General features: G+C 74.0%; 12 protein-coding genes. 9 read left to right on the top strand and 3 right to left on the bottom strand.

The genetic code is table 11. The features are described from left to right. Positions 1 to 43: 43 nt before the first annotated feature. The gene (locus tag ACWD4P_RS16030) at positions 44 to 541 is read right to left on the bottom strand and encodes an N-acetyltransferase family protein (RefSeq protein ID WP_449779999.1); all 498 of its coding nucleotides are present in this window, start codon (positions 539 to 541) and stop codon (positions 44 to 46) included. Positions 542 to 627: 86 nt separating this feature from the next. Here ACWD4P_RS16030 and ACWD4P_RS16025 point away from each other — a divergent pair, with 86 nt between their 5' ends. After that, entirely contained in the window at positions 628 to 1,533 is a 906-nt protein-coding gene (locus tag ACWD4P_RS16025; protein ID WP_359830551.1) for a TIGR01777 family oxidoreductase, read from the top strand. 424 nt (positions 1,534 to 1,957) lie between these two features. Further along, positions 1,958 to 3,289 (top strand): FAD-dependent oxidoreductase, encoded by a 1,332-nt coding sequence (locus tag ACWD4P_RS16020; protein WP_449779998.1) that lies wholly within the window; start codon positions 1,958 to 1,960, stop codon positions 3,287 to 3,289. Positions 3,290 to 3,706: 417 nt separating this feature from the next. On the opposite strand, the gene ACWD4P_RS16015 is transcribed toward ACWD4P_RS16020, so the two are convergent. Beyond that, complete coding sequence (locus ACWD4P_RS16015) at positions 3,707 to 5,572, bottom strand: regulator (protein ID WP_359830583.1); 1,866 nt, start codon at positions 5,570 to 5,572, stop codon at positions 3,707 to 3,709. Between the two features lie 368 nt (positions 5,573 to 5,940). On the opposite strand from ACWD4P_RS16015, the gene ACWD4P_RS16010 reads away from it, so the two are divergent. The 6 genes from ACWD4P_RS16010 to ACWD4P_RS15985 all read left to right on the top strand — a co-directional run bounded on the left by ACWD4P_RS16010 (position 5,941) and on the right by ACWD4P_RS15985 (position 13,692). After that, positions 5,941 to 6,702: a 3-hydroxybutyrate dehydrogenase gene (locus ACWD4P_RS16010; RefSeq protein WP_359830581.1), complete on the top strand. Its 762-nt coding sequence runs from the start codon at positions 5,941 to 5,943 to the stop codon at positions 6,700 to 6,702. A 152-nt stretch (positions 6,703 to 6,854) separates the two neighbouring features. Then, entirely contained in the window at positions 6,855 to 8,249 is a 1,395-nt protein-coding gene (locus ACWD4P_RS16005) for an MFS transporter (RefSeq protein ID WP_449779997.1), read from the top strand. Positions 8,250 to 8,316: 67 nt separating this feature from the next. Further along, a complete protein-coding gene (locus tag ACWD4P_RS16000; RefSeq protein WP_449779996.1) occupies positions 8,317 to 10,227 on the top strand; it encodes a helix-turn-helix domain-containing protein in 1,911 nt (636 codons plus the stop codon). 227 nt (positions 10,228 to 10,454) lie between these two features. Beyond that, positions 10,455 to 11,252 carry a lipoyl(octanoyl) transferase LipB gene (gene lipB, locus ACWD4P_RS15995; protein ID WP_359825740.1) on the top strand — a complete coding sequence of 266 codons (798 nt, stop codon included), beginning with the start codon at positions 10,455 to 10,457 and terminating at the stop codon, positions 11,250 to 11,252. Between the two features lie 166 nt (positions 11,253 to 11,418). Further along, positions 11,419 to 12,372 (top strand): lipoyl synthase, encoded by a 954-nt coding sequence (gene lipA, locus ACWD4P_RS15990; protein ID WP_360349931.1) that lies wholly within the window; start codon positions 11,419 to 11,421, stop codon positions 12,370 to 12,372. A gap of 621 nt (positions 12,373 to 12,993) precedes the next feature. Continuing rightward, positions 12,994 to 13,692 (top strand): DUF4191 domain-containing protein, encoded by a 699-nt coding sequence (locus tag ACWD4P_RS15985; RefSeq protein ID WP_449779995.1) that lies wholly within the window; start codon positions 12,994 to 12,996, stop codon positions 13,690 to 13,692. A gap of 175 nt (positions 13,693 to 13,867) precedes the next feature. Here the strand turns inward: ACWD4P_RS15985 and ACWD4P_RS15980 are convergent, their stop codons facing one another. Further along, positions 13,868 to 14,335, bottom strand: a complete 468-nt coding sequence (locus ACWD4P_RS15980; RefSeq protein WP_359825747.1) for an RDD family protein — start codon at positions 14,333 to 14,335, stop codon at positions 13,868 to 13,870. A 274-nt stretch (positions 14,336 to 14,609) separates the two neighbouring features. Here ACWD4P_RS15980 and glnA point away from each other — a divergent pair, with 274 nt between their 5' ends. Further along, complete coding sequence (gene glnA, locus ACWD4P_RS15975; protein WP_359825750.1) at positions 14,610 to 16,022, top strand: type I glutamate--ammonia ligase; 1,413 nt, start codon at positions 14,610 to 14,612, stop codon at positions 16,020 to 16,022. Positions 16,023 to 16,156 lie beyond the last annotated feature (134 nt).

The raw sequence follows: 16,156 nt of genomic DNA, 5'->3' as shown, positions 1-16,156 counted from the left end.
TGAACCACCGTCCGCCGCAGGCTTGTTCGGACCGCCGCCGGGCTCAGTCGGCCAGCGGGCGGGCCATCCAGACGTCGTCCACGTACCGGCCGTCGATCAGGAACTCCTCGGCCAGCGAGCCCTCGACGACGAAGCCGCAGCTCTCGTAGAGCCGCCGGGCCGGGGCGTTCCAGCCGAGCACCCGCAGGCTCATCTTGCGGGCGCCCGCGGCCCGGGCCGCCGCGCAGGCCGCCTCGACCAGCCGGCGGCCGACGCCCCGGCCGCGGACGGTCCCGTCGACGGCCAGGCCCTGGATCTGCCGCACGTGCCGGTTGCTCGCCAGCGGGGTGGACGGGACCTGGCGGACGTAGCCGACGATCCGGCCGTCCAGCACGGCCAGCAGGTACTGCTCGGGGGTGTGCCGCTCGTCGAAGACCGGGTCCTCGACGAGCGGCTGCGGAGAGACGTCGGACAGGAGGGACCAGGCCGCGTGGTTGAGGACGGCGAGTTCGCGCTCGTCCTCGCCGCGCGCCGTACGGATGATCAGATCGTCGCCAGACATGCGCGTCATGCTAACGGGGGTGTCCGGACAGCTGACGGGCGGTCGGGAACACCGCGGGAGAGCGCGGGAGCTGCGAGGATGGGCGCATGCGCATCGCTGTCACGGGTTCCACGGGATTGATCGGTTCGGCGCTCGTCCGCTCCCTGCTGGCGGACGGCCACGAGGTGGTGCGGCTGGTCCGGCACCGGTCGAGGACGGGCCCACGGCCGGACGGCAGCACGGCGATCGGCTGGAACCCCCTGCTCGGCGAGGTCGAGCGGGACGGGCTGGCCGGGGTCCAGGCCGTGGTGCACCTGGCCGGCGCCGGGGTCGGCGACCGCCGCTGGACGGACTCCTACAAGCGGGAGATCCGGGAGAGCCGGGTGTACGGCACCGAGACGCTGGCCGTCGCGCTGGCCGGGCTCAAGGAGCCGCCGCGGGTGCTGGTGAGCGCCTCCGCCGTCGGCTGGTACGGCCAGACCGGCGACCGGGTGATCGACGAGGACTCCCCCGCCGGCGACGACTTCCTGGCCGAGGTCTGCCGGGAGTGGGAGGACGCCGCCCGGCCGGCCGAGCGGGCCGGGATCCGGGTCGTCCACCCCCGCACCGGGATGGTGCTGTCCTCGGCCGGCGGCGCGGGCGGTCGGCTGTTCCCGCTGTTCAAGCTGGGCCTCGGCGGGCGGCTCGGCAACGGGCGGCAGTACTGGAGCTTCATCTCGCTGCACGACGAGGTGGCCGCGCTGCGGTTCCTGATCGACCACGACGACCTCTCCGGCGCCTTCAACCTCACCGCGCCCAACCCGGCGACCAACGCCGAGCTGACGACCGCGCTCGGCCGGGCGCTGCGGCGGCCGACGCCGTTCCCGGTGCCGGAGGCGGTGCTCAAGGCGGTCCTGGGCGAGCTGGCGGTCGAGGTGGTCGGCAGCCACCGGGTGGTGCCGCGGCGGCTGCTGGACGCGGGCTTCCGCTTCACCCACCCGGACGTGTACTCGGCGGTGCTCGCGGCCATGTGACGGGTGCGGGACCACGAGGCACGCGGGGTGGCCGCGCGCGCTGGGCGGGTGGCGTGCGCACGGGTCGCACGGCACCCGTACGGCACTCGTACGCACTCCGAGAACGGCATCCACCCTGGCCAGCGGCATATGCCGAGCCGGGTTCGAGGGGGCCCGAGGAGGGGGCGCATGGGAGCACATGGTGGGCGCGTCGCACGCCCCCGGTGACCGTACGCGCCCGCCGACCCCCGAACCCGGCCGCCACGGCGCACTGTCCGTGACCGCACCCCCGCCCGGCGCCGCAGGACCCTCCCGGACCCCCGGATCCGGCCCGATGCGCTTGTCTGACGCTCACACTGACTGGGCATCACCCTCCACGGACCGTGTCCCGGCACCCCGCTGCCTGCGTCGGCCGGAGCCCCGGGACCAGGGAGGGAGCATCCCAGTGCCCACGTACGACTTCACCCGTCGCGCCCGCCGGCCGTCCGACCCGGACGTCGTCGTGGTCGGCGCCGGACTCGCGGGCCTGGCCGCCGCCCGCGCGCTCACCGGCCACGGCCTCACCGTTCAGGTTCTGGAGACCACCGACCGGATCGGCGGCCGGATGGCCACCCGCGAACAGGACGGATTCCGGCTCGACGACGGCAGCCATCTGCTGAACACCGCATTCCCCGAACTCCGCCGCACCCTCGACCTCGACCGCCTCGACCTGCGCCCGCTCGCGCCCGGCGTACTGGTGCACAACTCCGGCCGCCGCTACCGCGCCGGGGACCCCCAACTCACCGTCGCCCGGCAGGCCGCCACCCGGGCCCCGCTCGGCAGCCCGCTGGACAAGGCCCGGCTGGCCGGCTGGCTCGGCCGGCTCGCCACCACCCCGGTCGGCCGGCTCCAGGCCCGACCGGAGACCACCACCGCCCGCGCGCTGGCCGGCCACGGCCTCGCCCAGCGCACCGTGGACGGCTTCCTGCGCCCACTGCTCAGCGCCCTGCTCTCCGACCCCGCGCTCGGCACCAGCAGCCGGGTCGCCGACCTCGTGCTGCGCTCGTACGCCCGCGGACGGCTCTGTCTGCCCGCCGGCGGGATCGCGGCGGTCCCGGCCCAGCTGGCCGCCGCCCTGCCCGCCGGCACCGTCCGCACCCGGGTGCGGGTCACCTCGATCGCCGCGGACGGCGTGGAGACCCTCGGCCACGGACGGATCGGCGCCCAGGCCGTCATCGTCGCCACCGACGCCCGCTCCGCCGCCGACCTGCTGCCCGGGCTGCGACTGCCGGACTTCCACCCCGTCACGACCTTCTACCACGCGGCCGACGCCGCCCCGCTCGGAGAGGCCGTCCTGCTGCTCGACGGCGACCGGCCGAACGGACACCCGCCCCTGGTCTCGCACTCGCTGGTGCTCAGCGAGCTGCACCCGTCCTACGCCCCGGCCGGCCAGGCGCTGATCGCCAGCACCGTGCTCGGCCGGCGCGCCTTCGACATCGGCGGCCCGGCCGGGCTGGAGCCGGCCGTCCGGGCCCGGCTCGCCGAGCTGTACGACGGCTCGACGTCGGGCTGGCAGTTCCTCGGCGTGCGGCACGTCCCGGACGCGCTGCCCGCGATGCCTCCGCCGCACAACCACCGCCGCCCGGTGCGGCTGCTGGCCGGGCTGTACGTCGCCGGGGACCACCGGGACACCAGCACCGTGCAGGGCGCGCTGGTCTCGGGGCGGCGGGCGGCACAGGCGGTTCTGGGCGACCTCGGCGTCCCGGCCGACGTGCCGGAGGCAGAGGCGGCGGCCTGACGGCCCGGGCCCCGCCGGCAGGCGCCGACACGCACCGGCAAGCGCCGGCAAGCGCCGAGGCGACCGGCGACGAGGCCAGGTACGGCGGGGTCGAGCACGGCGAGGCCAGGTACGACGAGGCCGGGCACGGCGGGGTCGAGCACGGCGAGACGCCCGGCCACGTCAGCGGTCTGCCGGGGTGACAGACCGACGGCGTACCGGGACACCGGGTTCCCGTTCCGGCCCTTCGGGACCGCGGCCCGCCGGTGGCCGCCACCGTGGAGCGGCCGGGGGCCGGGCCTGCCGAGAGCCGGCGGGCCCGGCCCCGTACGCGGGGCAGGAGCGGACCGCCGTACGCGGGACGGGCGGAGCGGACCGCCACCCGCCCCGCCGGCGCCGGGCCGCTCCTGCCCCGCCCGGGCCACCACCGCCCGCCGGTCAGATCACTCCGGCCTGCCGGGCCGTCTCCTCGAACGCGCGCGCCACCGGGCTGCCGCGGTACGGGGTGAGGCGGCGGTGGAAGTCCCGGACGTACTCCAGCGAGCGGGCCGAGCGCATCTCCCCCGCCGCCCGCAGCGCGTCCGTGGCCATGGTGCAGGCCTCGTCGAGATCCCCCATGCCGAGCCGGGCGGTGGCCAGCACCAGGCGGCAGAAGATCCGGCTGCGCGCGTAGGCGGGCGACCGCAGCCGCAGCGACTTCTCGGCGTGCTGCGCGGCCGTGCGCCACTGCTGGAGGTCGCGGTAGCAGTGGGCGAACTCGTCGGAGAGCTGGGCCTCGTCGAAGTACCGCGCCCAGGAGGGCAGTTCGTCGCCCGCCCGGGCCGCCGCCAGGGAGCGCTCGGCGCGGACCAGGGCGGTGGTGCAGGACCGGACGTCGCCCAGCAGTCCGTGCCCGCGCGCCTCGGCGGCGTGCATCAGCGACTGGACGACCGGCGGCACGGCGGTGCCCACGCCCTGCTGGGCGACCCGGGCGAGCTGGACCGCCTCCCGGCCGTGGCCCAGGTGGACGGCCTGCTGGCTCATCGTCACCAGCACGTAGCCGCCGAGCGCGCGGTCGCCGGCGGCCTGGGAGAGGCGCAGCGCCTGGACGAAGTAGCGCTGGGCGAGGCCGTGCGCGGCGATGTCGAAGGACGTCCAGCCGGCCAGCCGGGTGAGGTCGGCGACCGCGCCGAACAGCGCCCGGCCGATCTGCTCGCCGTAGCGGCCGCGCAGCATCGGCTCGGCCTCGCTCTCCAGGTACCGCACCAGCGCCTGGCGGGCGTGGCCGCCGCCGTAGGCGTGGTCGAGCGCGCGGAAGAGGTCCCCGACGGCGCGAATGGCGGCGATGTCGCCACGGCCGACCCGCAGGGTGGGGCGGGACTCGCGGGCCGGGTCGGTGTAGGGCGGCTCGACGGCGACCGGCGGCCGGCGGCTCTGGATCGGCACCCGGCCGATGGTGGGGGCGGTGCCGGTCGTCCCGGCGGTGCTGCGGGCGGCGGGGGCCCCGGGGGCCGGTCCGCGCGCCGGGCTCCCGGGGGACGCGCCGGGCGCGCCCGGCGCCGGGGCGCCGGTGATGGCCGCGGAGGTGGCGCTGGCGGACGGCGGGCCGGTGCCGGCGTCCGGCCGGACCAGGGTGGAGCCGTCCCGGGCGACCCGCTCGTCGGTGCGGCCGATCAGCCAGTCCCGGCTGGGAACGACCAGGCCGGCCGGGGTGAAGGCGATCCGGCGCAGCTCGGACTGCGGGCCGTTGTCCTTGCGCCACATGCTCGCCACGATGTCGACCGCTTCCTGCGGCGTCTCGGCGAACTCCAGGCCGGCGTAGACCGGGGCGCAGGCGTCCAGGCCGAGGTCCTGGGCGGTGAGGCGGCGGCCGAGCCGGCGGGTGAAGACCTCGGCGATCAGCGCCGGGGTGGCCCCGCGCGGTTGCTGGCCGCGCAGCCAGCGGGTGACCGAGGTCTTGTCGTAGCGCAGGTCGAGGCCGTGCTCCAGGCCGAGCTGGTCGACCCGGCGGGCGAGTCCGGCGTGCGAGAAGCCGGCCTCCTCGATCAGCGCCGCGAGCTGGCCGTTCTGCGGGGCCGGGCCGGAGTGGCCGGGCCCGCGGGCCGGGGCGGGCGCGGGTTCGGGTGCGCCGGGGTTCTCGTGCCGGTCGGGCGTGGCCTGCACCGGCAGCCGCAGGTCGTCGGCGTCCGGGGCGTCGGCGGTCAGCGTGTCGGCGGTCAGGGCGTCGGGGGCGTCCGGAAGGGTCCGGCCGACCGGCCCTCGGTGCTGGCCGAGCGGGTCGAGCGGTCCGTACGCCGGGCTGTCGGTTGCAGGCCGTTGGGGCATGTCTGTCAACACCTCTCGGACGTCGCACCGGGCTTCACCAGCACTTCGGCGGCCTGGGGCGGCGCCCCCTGTCGGGAATCGGCGTGAATGTAGCGAGCATTCGGGCGCTATGGGTGGATCTGACCGAGCAATCCACCGAACGGGTGAAGCAACCGCGCCCATTGTGGGGAAGCGCGACCGGGATGGGTTTGGTCTTCCGTGGCCGAACCGTCGGCGGTTCGGGGGCCCCTTCCGAGGGCCTCTCCGAGGGTCGATCCGCCGTTCGGACCGCGGGTCGGCCTCATGGCGGGCGGCACCACAGCCCAAGGGGATGCTGTGGCGGTCCGCCACATGGGAGCGAGGCCGTCGGATTCCTACCGTTCTCGGCCATGGACACCTCTACTGCCCGCCCGCTCGCCGGCCGCACGGCCATGGTCACCGGGGCCGCCTCGGGCATCGGCCGGGCCTGCGCCGAGGCCTTCGCCGGGGCCGGCGCCCGGGTCTACGTCGTCGACCTCGCGGCCGGCCCGGCCGAGGAGCTCGCCGAGCGGATCGGCGGCCGCGCGATCGTCGCCGACCTCGCCGACCCCGGGGCCGTGGACGCCCTGCCGGACGACGCCGACATCGTCGTCAACAACGCCGGCCTCCAGCACGTCGCGCCCGTGCACGAGTTCCCGCCGGACCGCTTCACGCTCATCCAGCGCGTCATGGTCGAGGCGCCGTTCCGCATCCTGCGCCGCACCCTGCCGCACATGTACGGGCAGGAGTGGGGCAGGGTCGTCAACGTCTCCTCCGTCCACGGCCTGCGCGCCAGCGCGTTCAAGTCCGCGTACGTCACCGCGAAGCACGGGCTGGAGGGCCTGAGCAAGACCGTCGCCCTGGAGGGCGCGCCGTACGGCGTCACCAGCAACTGCATCAACCCGGGCTACGTCCGGACCCCCCTGGTGGAGAAGCAGATCGCCGCCCAGGCGCTCGCCCACGGCATCCCCGAGAACGAGGTGGTCGAGCGGATCATGCTCGACCGCACCGCCGTGAAGCGCCTCATCGAGCCCGAGGAGGTCGCCCAGCTCGCCCTCTGGCTCTGCTCCCCCGCCGCCTCCTACATCACCGGCGCCAGCCTCCCCGTCGACGGCGGCTGGACGGCCCACTGAGCGGAGCGCGCTCCCCGGCCCGGCCGCCCCGGCATGGGGCAGACAGGCACATTCGACCCCGGGACTGTGTGGGCCACCCACATAGTCCCGGGGTCGGCCGCTTCCTACCTTGTGGCGACATCGTCTCCCCCCTGGTTCTGGAAGTGGTGGCCATGAACACCTCCGCGCGAGGCACGACGGCGGGCAGCTCACTCCCCAGAGTGGTGGCCGCGAGCCTGATCGGCACGACGGTCGAGTGGTACGACTACTTCCTGTACGGAACGGCGGCGGCGCTGGTGTTCGGGAAGCTGTTCTTCCCGCACAGCGATCCGCTGACCGGAACGCTGCTGTCCTTCCTGACCTACGCGATCGGCTTCGCGGCGCGGCCGCTCGGGGCGCTGGTCTTCGGGCACTTCGGGGACCGGGTGGGCCGGAAGAAGCTGCTGGTGGTGAGCCTGCTGCTGATGGGCGGGTCGACCACGGCGATCGGGCTGCTGCCGACGTACGACTCGATCGGGGTCGCGGCGCCGGTGCTGCTGACGGCACTGCGGCTGGTGCAGGGCTTCGCGCTCGGCGGCGAGTGGGGCGGCGCGGTGCTGCTGGTGTCGGAGCACGGGGACCAGCGGCGCCGCGGGTTCTGGGCGTCCTGGCCGCAGGGCGGGGCGCCGGCCGGGAACCTGCTGGCGGCCGGGGTGCTCTCGCTGATGACGGCGGTGCAGTCCGACGCGCAGTTCCTGGCCTGGGGCTGGCGGGTGCCGTTCCTGCTGTCGGCGGTGCTGGTCGCGGTCGGGATGTGGATCCGGCTCGCGGTCGACGAGTCGCCGCTGTTCCAGCAGGCCCTGGCGGCCCAACGGCAGCGGCACGAGCGGGACCGGCGGGCGGCCGCACGGCCGCCGCTGGTCGAGGTGTTGCGCGACCACTGGCGGGAGGTGCTGGTGGCCATGGGCGCGCGGATGGCGGAGAACATCTCCTACTACGTGATGACGACCTTCGTGCTCACCTACGCCGTCACCCACGCGCACTTCTCCAAGCAGACCGCGCTGAACGCCGTCCTGATCGCCTCCGCGATCCAGTTCGCGCTGATCCCGCTGTTCGGCGCGCTGTCCGACCGGGTCGGGCGCAAGCCGGTCTACCTGGTGGGCGCGGTCGGGGTGGGCGCCTGGGCCTTCGTGTTCTTCGGCATGGTCGACACGAAGTCCTTCGGCTCGCTGGTCACCGCCGTGACCGTCGGCCTGGTCTTCCACAGCGCCATGTACGCGCCCCAGGCCGCCTTCTTCTCCGAGCTGTTCGCCACCCGGATGCGCTACTCGGGCGCCTCGATCGGGGCCCAGTTCTCCTCGGTGGCGGCCGGCGCCCCGGCACCGCTGATCGCCACCGCCCTGCTCAAGGAGTACGGCAGCCCCACCCCCATCGCGGTGTACGTCGCCATCGCGGCGGCGATCACCGTCCTGGCGGTGCTCTGCGGCCGGGAGACCAGGGGCCGGGACCTCGCCGAGGTCGACGGACGGCCGGGCCCGGACGGCCGGGAGGCCGGCCCGGCCGCGGCCGGAAAGCCCGCCGCCGCCTGAGGACCGAGCCGGTACGATCGCGCTTTCTCGGAACCGACGGAACCGACGCCGATTGGCAGCACGCACCATGAACCACCCTCAGGAAAGCGCCGCACCCGCGCTGCGGCGACTGCTCGACCTGCTCGCCTCCGGCGCCGCCACCGAGGACTTCGCCGACGTGCTGGCCGACGCCCGCCGCCGCGGAGCGCCGGCCGCCGTCCTCGCCGAGATCGACGACGCCACCTGGCAGGCCCTGAGGGTCCACCGCACCCTGCGTCAACACCGGCGCCGCGAGGCCGAGTTGACCGCCCTGTTCGACACCGCCGGGGACCTCGCCGCCTCCCGGGACCTGGACACCGTGCTCCAGGCGATCGTCCGCCGGGCCCGGATGCTGCTCGGCACCGACACCGCCTACCTGACCCTGCCGGACGAGGCCGCCGGCGACACCTACATGCGGGTCACCGACGGCTCGGTCTCCGTCCTGTTCCAGACCCTGCGGCTCAGCCTCGGCCACGGCCTGGGCGGGCTGGTCGCCCAGACCGCCCGCCCGTACGCCACCCACGACTACCGCACCGACGAGCGCTTCCACCACACCGGCACGATCGACGCGGGCGTGCTGGACGAAGGCCTGGTGGCGATCATCGGAGTGCCGCTGCTGCTCGGCGGACAGGTCATCGGCGTCCTGTTCGCCGCCGACCGCACGCCGCGCGCCTTCTCCCCCGACGAGGTCGCGCTGCTCTGCTCGCTGGCCGCCCACGCCGCGATCGCCCTGGACACCGCCAAGTCACTGGCCGACACCCGGGCCGCGCTCGCCGAGCTGAACGCCGCCAACGAGCTGGTCCGGGCCCACTCCGCCGCCGTCCAGCGCGCCGAGCAGGCGCACGACCGGCTCACCGACCTGGTGCTGCGCGGCGCCGAGGTGCCGGATGTCGGCGCCGCCGTCGCCGCCCTGCTGGGCGGGGAGATAGCGGTCCTGGACGCCGAGGGCGAGCCGCTGGCCGGACGCTCCGCCCCCGCCGCCGAACTGGCCGAGGCGGTCGCCGCCTCCCGCGCCGAGGGCAGGTCCGTACGGCACGGCGAGCAGTGGGTCTGCGCGGTGCTGGCCGGCCACGACGCGCTCGGCACCATGGTGCTGCGCGGCCGGCCCGACCTCGACGACGCCGACCGGCGGCTGTTCGAGCGGGCCAGCGTCGTCACCGCGCTGCTCCTGCTGCTGCGCCGCTCCGTCGCCGAGACCGAGAACCGGGTCCGCGGCGAACTGCTCACCGACCTGCTGACCGCCCCCGAGCGCGACCCGGCCGGGCTCACCGCGCGCGGCCGCCGGCTCGGCGTCGACCTCGCCCGGCCGCACCTGGTCCTGGTCGCGGAGCCGGCCGACGGGCAGGCCGACGACCGGGGCCGGCTGGCCGGCGCCGCCCGGCGCTACCTGTTCGGCTCCCGGGGCGTCAGCGCGGAGCACGCCGAAACGGTGGTGCTGCTGACGCCCGTCGAGGCCGGCGGCACCGACGACCCCGAGGAGACCGCCCGGCAGGCCGCCGAGCGGCTGGCCCGGCTGGCCGGGTTCCCGGTCACCGTCGGCGCTGGCCGCCCGGCCGCCGGGCCGTCCGCGCTGGCCGCCTCGTACGGCGAGGGCCTGCGCTGCGTCCGGGCCCTGCGGGTGCTCGGCCGTGCCGGCGAGGGCGCCTCCGCCCGGGCGCTCGGCTTCCTCGGCGTGCTGCTCGGCGACGGCCACGACGTGGACGGCTTCGTCGGCGCGACGCTCGGACCGCTGCTGGCGTACGACGCCCGGCGCGGCACCGAGCTGGTCCGCACCCTGCGCGCCTACTTCGACTGCGGCGGCAGCCTCACCCGGGCCAAGGACGAACTGCACGTCCACGTGAACACCGTGGTCCAGCGACTGGACCGGGTCGAGGCGCTGCTCGGGCGGGACTGGAGCCGGCCGGAGCGGTCGCTGGAGCTCCAGCTCGCGTTGCGCCTGCAGCTCCTCGCGGGCGGCTGAGCAGACGCCCGGCGGGCTGAGCAGGCGGGCGAGGGGGCCGGCGGACGGCCGGTCCTGGACGGCCGGTCCCGGGCGACCGGAAGGTCCGACCGGGCCGGGGCGTAGAGTGGCGAGGTTGGTCTCGAACGCCCGGCAAGGAGCACAGTGACGGTGAGCGAGCGAAGCGAGCGGACAGTCGGGGGCAGCGCGTCTCGCGACCGGGCCGCCGAGCGCGGCGAGGTGGGCGCATGAGCGAGAACGTGCGTTTCGTCCACATGGGCATAGGCGAGCGCCACGTCCCGTACCAGGAGGCCTGGGAGGAGCAGCAGCGGCTGCACGCGCTGCGGGTCGCGGACGAGATCCCCGACACCGTCCTGCTCCTGGAGCACCAGTCGGTGTACACCATGGGCAAGCGCACCAACCCCGCCGACCTCCCGCTGGACGGCACCCCGGTGGTCGAGGTCAACCGGGGCGGGGAGATCACCTGGCACGGCCCCGGCCAGCTGGTCGGCTACCCGATCGTCAAGCTGCCCGACCCGATCGACGTCATCGCCTACGTCCGCCGGCTGGAGGAGGCGCTGATCCGCACCGCGGGCGAGTTCGGCATCGGGTCCACCCGGGTCGAGGGCCGCAGCGGGGTCTGGGTGCTGGGGGAGTCCATCCCGGACGCCGTGGTGGATCCGGCACAGGTGGTGGACATCGGCAAGCTGACCCTGCGGATGGGCCTGCCGCTGGGCATCGACCCGCGGCTGGCCGGCCCCGAGTACGCCCCGTCCAACGCGGGCCAGCGCGGGGACGACCGCAAGCTCGCCGCGATCGGCGTGCGGGTCGCCCGCGGGGTGACCATGCACGGCTTCGCGCTCAACTGCGACCCCGACATGACCTGGTTCGACAAGATCGTGCCGTGCGGCATCCGGGACGCGGGCGTCGCCTCGCTCACCGGCGAGCTGAAGCGCGGGCTGTCCGCCGCCGAGGCGGCGCCGGTCGTCGAACGGCACCTGGCGGACGTCTTCGCCGAGCTGCCGGAGCCGGCACCCCACCGCTGACCCGTCCCGCGCCCGCGCCGACGGCCGCCGGAAAGTCCCGGCGGCCGCAGGGAATCTACCGGCCGGTAGCCATGTTGCCCTGCGATTGCAGGGCGGTAGGCCCGGCGAAGGCCGCACAACCACAGGCGTACCCTGGGGGTACCCCGTCTAGTTCTAGGAGTCGCACGTGTCCGCTGTCGCGCCCGACGGCAGGAAGCTGCTCCGCCTGGAGGTCCGCAACAGCGAGACCCCCATCGAGCGGAAGCCCGAGTGGATCAAGACCCGCGCGAAGATGGGCCCGGAGTACAACGCCCTCCAGTCGCTGGTGAAGAAGGAGGGGCTGCACACGGTCTGCCAGGAGGCCGGCTGCCCCAACATCTTCGAGTGCTGGGAGGACCGCGAGGCGACCTTCCTCATCGGCGGTGACCAGTGCACCCGCCGCTGCGACTTCTGCCAGATCGACACCGGCAAGCCCGCCGAGTTCGACCGCGACGAGCCGCGCCGGGTCGCCGAGTCCATCGTCACCATGGACCTCAACTACGCCACCATCACCGGCGTCGCCCGCGACGACCTGGAGGACGGCGGCGCCTGGCTGTACGCCGAGACCGTGCGCCAGGTGCACGCGATGACCGCCGGGCGCGAGGCCGGCCGCACCGGCGTCGAGCTGCTCATCCCCGACTTCAACGCGGTGCCCGAGCAGCTGGCCGAGGTCTTCTCCTCCCGCCCCGAGGTGCTCGCGCACAACGTCGAGACGGTGCCCCGCATCTTCAAGCGGATCCGCCCGGCGTTCCGCTACGAGCGCTCGCTGGACGTCATCACCCAGGCCCGCGCCGCCGGGCTGGTGACCAAGTCCAACCTGATCCTGGGCATGGGCGAGACCCGCGAGGAGGTCAGCCAGGCGCTGGCCGACCTGGTCGGCGCCGGCTGCGAGCTGATCACCATCACCCAGTACCTGCGCCCCTCGCTGCGCCACCACCCGGTCGAGCGGTGGGTGAAGCCCCAGGAGTTCGTCGAGCTCCAGGAGGAGGCCGAGGAGCTGGGCTTCGCGGGCGTCATGTCGGGCCCGCTGGTGCGGTCCTCGTACCGGGCCGGCCGGCTGTACCGGCAGGCGCTGGAGCGGCGCGAACAGGCCGCGGTCTGACGGCACCGGTGCCGAGGCCGGGACGGCGTGACGGCGTGACGGCGTGACGGCGGTCCGAGGATGACCTCCTGATCGTTTCAAGCCATGGGAAGGGCGGAGCTCCGGCTCCGCCCTTCCGGTTTTCACCACGCTTTGACCGGCTGGTCACGGACTGGTAACACGGTGTGGGGACACTGGGCGCCCGGTGGACGTTCGATTCTTCTCAGCCATCCCGGCCGTCGTGGCCGCGAGAGGAGCTGTTCGGCATGGGGATGCGGATCCGGTCGGTGGGGATGGCGCTGCGGTTCGCCGAGAGCGTGCTGCTCGCCCCCGGCCAGCGGCGGGCACGGCGCAACGCGTGGGCGGCGGTGTGCGAGAACCGCCGGTACGCGGCGGACCGCCGGCACGACCACGCGGCCGCGGGAGCGGGAGCAGGAGCGGGAGCGGCGGCCGGAACCACCGCGGGGCCGGGCTCCGGAACGCGACCGGGAACCGGTCCGGCGGGGACGGGCCCGACGGGACCGCGGTCCGTGCGGCGGTGAGGCGCCCGCGTCGCTCTGCGCGACGGCGTACGGGCGCACGGGTCACGGTTGGGGCGAACGGGTACCCGGGCTTGGATATCCCGTACCCGTGCCACGTACCATGAGCACTATGGCGAGGGAAACATCCGAGAACCCCGGACGGCTGCAGCAGATCCGTCTGGCGTACACCATGACCAAGAAGGTCGACACCAAGATCGGCCTGATCATCGCCGGCGTCGGCCTGCTGACCTTCGGCGTGTTCCTCGCCATCGGCTTCGCGATCGAGCATCCCGTCTACCTGGGCATCCTGGGCTTCATCGTGGCCGTGCTGGCCATGGCGATCGTCTTCGGGCGCCGGGCCGAGCGCGCCGCGTTCGGCCAGATGGAGGGGCAGCCCGGTGCCGTCGCGGCGGTGCTGAACAACATCCGGCGCGGCTGGAGCTCCAACTCCACCCCGGTGGCGGTCACCCGCAACCAGGACGCGGTCTACCGCGCGGTGGGCCGGGCCGGCATCGCGCTGATCGGTGAGGGCAACCCGAACCGGGTCCGCCAGCTGCTGGTCTCCGAGAAGAAGAAGATGGCCCGTGTGGTCGGCGACGTGCCGGTGCACGACATCGTGGTGGGCAACGGCGAGGGCGAGATCCCGCTGAAGAAGCTCCAGATCCACCTGATGCGCCTGCCCCGCGCCATCACCGCGGCCCAGGTCACCGAGACCAACGACCGCCTGCGCGCGCTGGGCGACCTGCTCTCCAAGGCGCCGATCCCCAAGGGTCCGATGCCGAAGGGCGCCCGGATGCCCAAGGGCGGCCAGGTCCGCTGATCCGCTCCCTCCCCTGACGACACGAGAACGGCCCCGCCGCGGAAGCTCCGCGGCGGGGCCGTTTCGATGTTCCGGCGTCCTGTGTGTTCCGGCGTCCTGCGCGCTCCGGTGTCCTGCGCGTTCCGGTGGCGCGTCCACCGTCCCGCGCCAGGCGGCGGGCGGCGGGCGGCGGGCGCTAGATGCGGACCTCGACGGTGCCGACCGCCTTGTCGTGCAGGCCCCGGGTGTCACGGTCCCAGACCAGCGGCGGCACCACCAGGCAGAGCAGCAGGGTGCGCAGCAGGACCTGCGGGATGGTGGCGCGGCGGCCGTCCAGGCGGACGACCCGGAGGCCGAACAGCCGCTTGCCGACCGTCGTGCCGGTGGTGGACAACAGCAGGGCCGCGACGACGAAGAACAGCGGGCTCGTCCACAGGTTGGCCTCGGCCTGGTCGCCGCGGGCGATCAGCCCGTACGAGATCAGGGCGACGAGCCAGCCGTCGACGAACAGCGCGCCGATCCGGCGGCCGGGCCCGGCGATCGAGCCGGGGCCCTCCTTGGGCAGCCCGAGGCGCTCGCCGCGGTGGCCGAAGTCGGCGCCCATCTTCTCGGCGGCCGCCCGGGGGCCGTCGATCCACGATCCCAACGCTTCTCTGGTGTCCACGAATCCACACTAACCGGGCTGACGGCCCGCGCCCCCACCGGCTCCCCTCCGGCCGGGGCATCGTCCCCGACCGGGTGAATCGCCGTTCCGGGGCTTACCAAGTGGTCCAGACCACTTTTGGGAGGGTGCCCAGCTGGGCGGGGTGATTTGTACCGTCCCGTACGACTTTGCCAGCCGTCCGAGGGTCGCGGTTAACATCGAGGAAACGAGCGGGTCACCGAGTGGAAACGACCCATTCCTATGGTGAGCCCAATTCGCACGCCGAGGAGGATGGATGTTCAACAACGCCGCCGAAGTGAAGCAGTTCATCCAGGACAACGACGTGAAGTTCGTCGACGTCCGATTCTGCGACCTGCCGGGCGTCTTGCAGCACTTCTCCGTACCTGCGGCGACCTTCGATCCGTCCGAGATCCTGATGTTCGACGGCTCGTCGATCCGCGGCTTCCAGGCCATCCACGAGTCCGACATGGCCCTGGTGCCGGACCTCGCCACGGCCCGCCTCGACCCCTTCCGGGCCGAGAAGCACCTCAACATCAACTTCTTCATCCAGGACCCGGTCACCGGCGAGGCGTACAGCCGCGACCCGCGCAACGTCGCCAGGAAGGCGGAGGCGTACCTGGCCTCCTCCGGCATCGCCGACACCGCGTACTTCGGGCCCGAGGCCGAGTTCTACGTCTTCGACTCGGTCCGCTTCGAGACCAGCGCCAACGCGTCCTTCTACCACATCGACTCGGAGGCCGGCGCCTGGAACAGCGGCGCCGCCGAGGGCGACGTGCGCGGCTACAAGGTCAAGTACAAGGGCGGGTACTTCCCCGTCCCGCCCGTCGACCACTTCGCCGACCTGCGCGCCGAGATGTCGCTGGAACTCGCCAAGGCCGGACTGGAGGTCGAGCGCCAGCACCACGAGGTCGGCACCGCCGGCCAGGCCGAGATCAACTACAAGTTCAACACCCTGCTGCACGCCGCCGACGACCTGATGCTGTTCAAGTACATCATCAAGAACGTCGCCTGGCGGAACGGCAAGACCGCCACCTTCATGCCGAAGCCGATCTTCGGCGACAACGGCTCGGGCATGCACGTCCACCAGTCCCTGTGGACCGAGGGCTCGCCGCTGTTCTACGACGAGCAGGGCTACGCCGGACTCTCCGACACCGCCCGCTACTACATCGGCGGCCTGCTCCGGCACGCCCCCTCGCTGCTGGCCTTCACCAACCCCTCGGTGAACTCCTACCACCGCCTGGTGCCGGGCTTCGAGGCGCCCGTCAACCTGGTCTACTCGCAGCGCAACCGCTCCGCCGCGATCCGCATCCCGATCACCGGCTCCAACGCCAAGGCCAAGCGCATCGAGTTCCGCGCGCCGGACCCGGCCTCCAACCCCTACCTGGCCTTCGCCGCCATGCTGATGGCCGGCCTCGACGGCATCCGCAACAAGATCGAGCCGCTGGAGCCGGTCGACAAGGACCTCTACGAGCTCGCCCCCGAGGAGCACGCCAACGTCCCCCAGGTGCCCTCCTCGCTCCCCGCCGTCCTGGAGGCCCTGGAAGCCGACCACGAGTACCTCCTCGCCGGCAACGTCTTCACCCCGGACCTGATCGAGACCTGGATCGACTACAAGCGCACCAACGAGATCGCCCCCATCGCCCTGCGCCCCCACCCGCACGAGTTCGAGCTCTACTACGACCTCTAAAGGGCCGGCCTCCGTCCTCCGGGGACGCAGGCCGATCGCTCGTCGCGCGCAGAAGAGGAGGGGCTCGACCAGCACCTCGACGTCCAGAGCGGCGTAGCGCAGCCACGGCTCGGGCAGCGGGCGGGTGGACCAGT

The sequence above is a fragment of the Kitasatospora sp. NPDC002543 genome (assembly GCF_053594915.1).
This window is presented reverse-complemented; position numbering and strand designations above follow the sequence as displayed.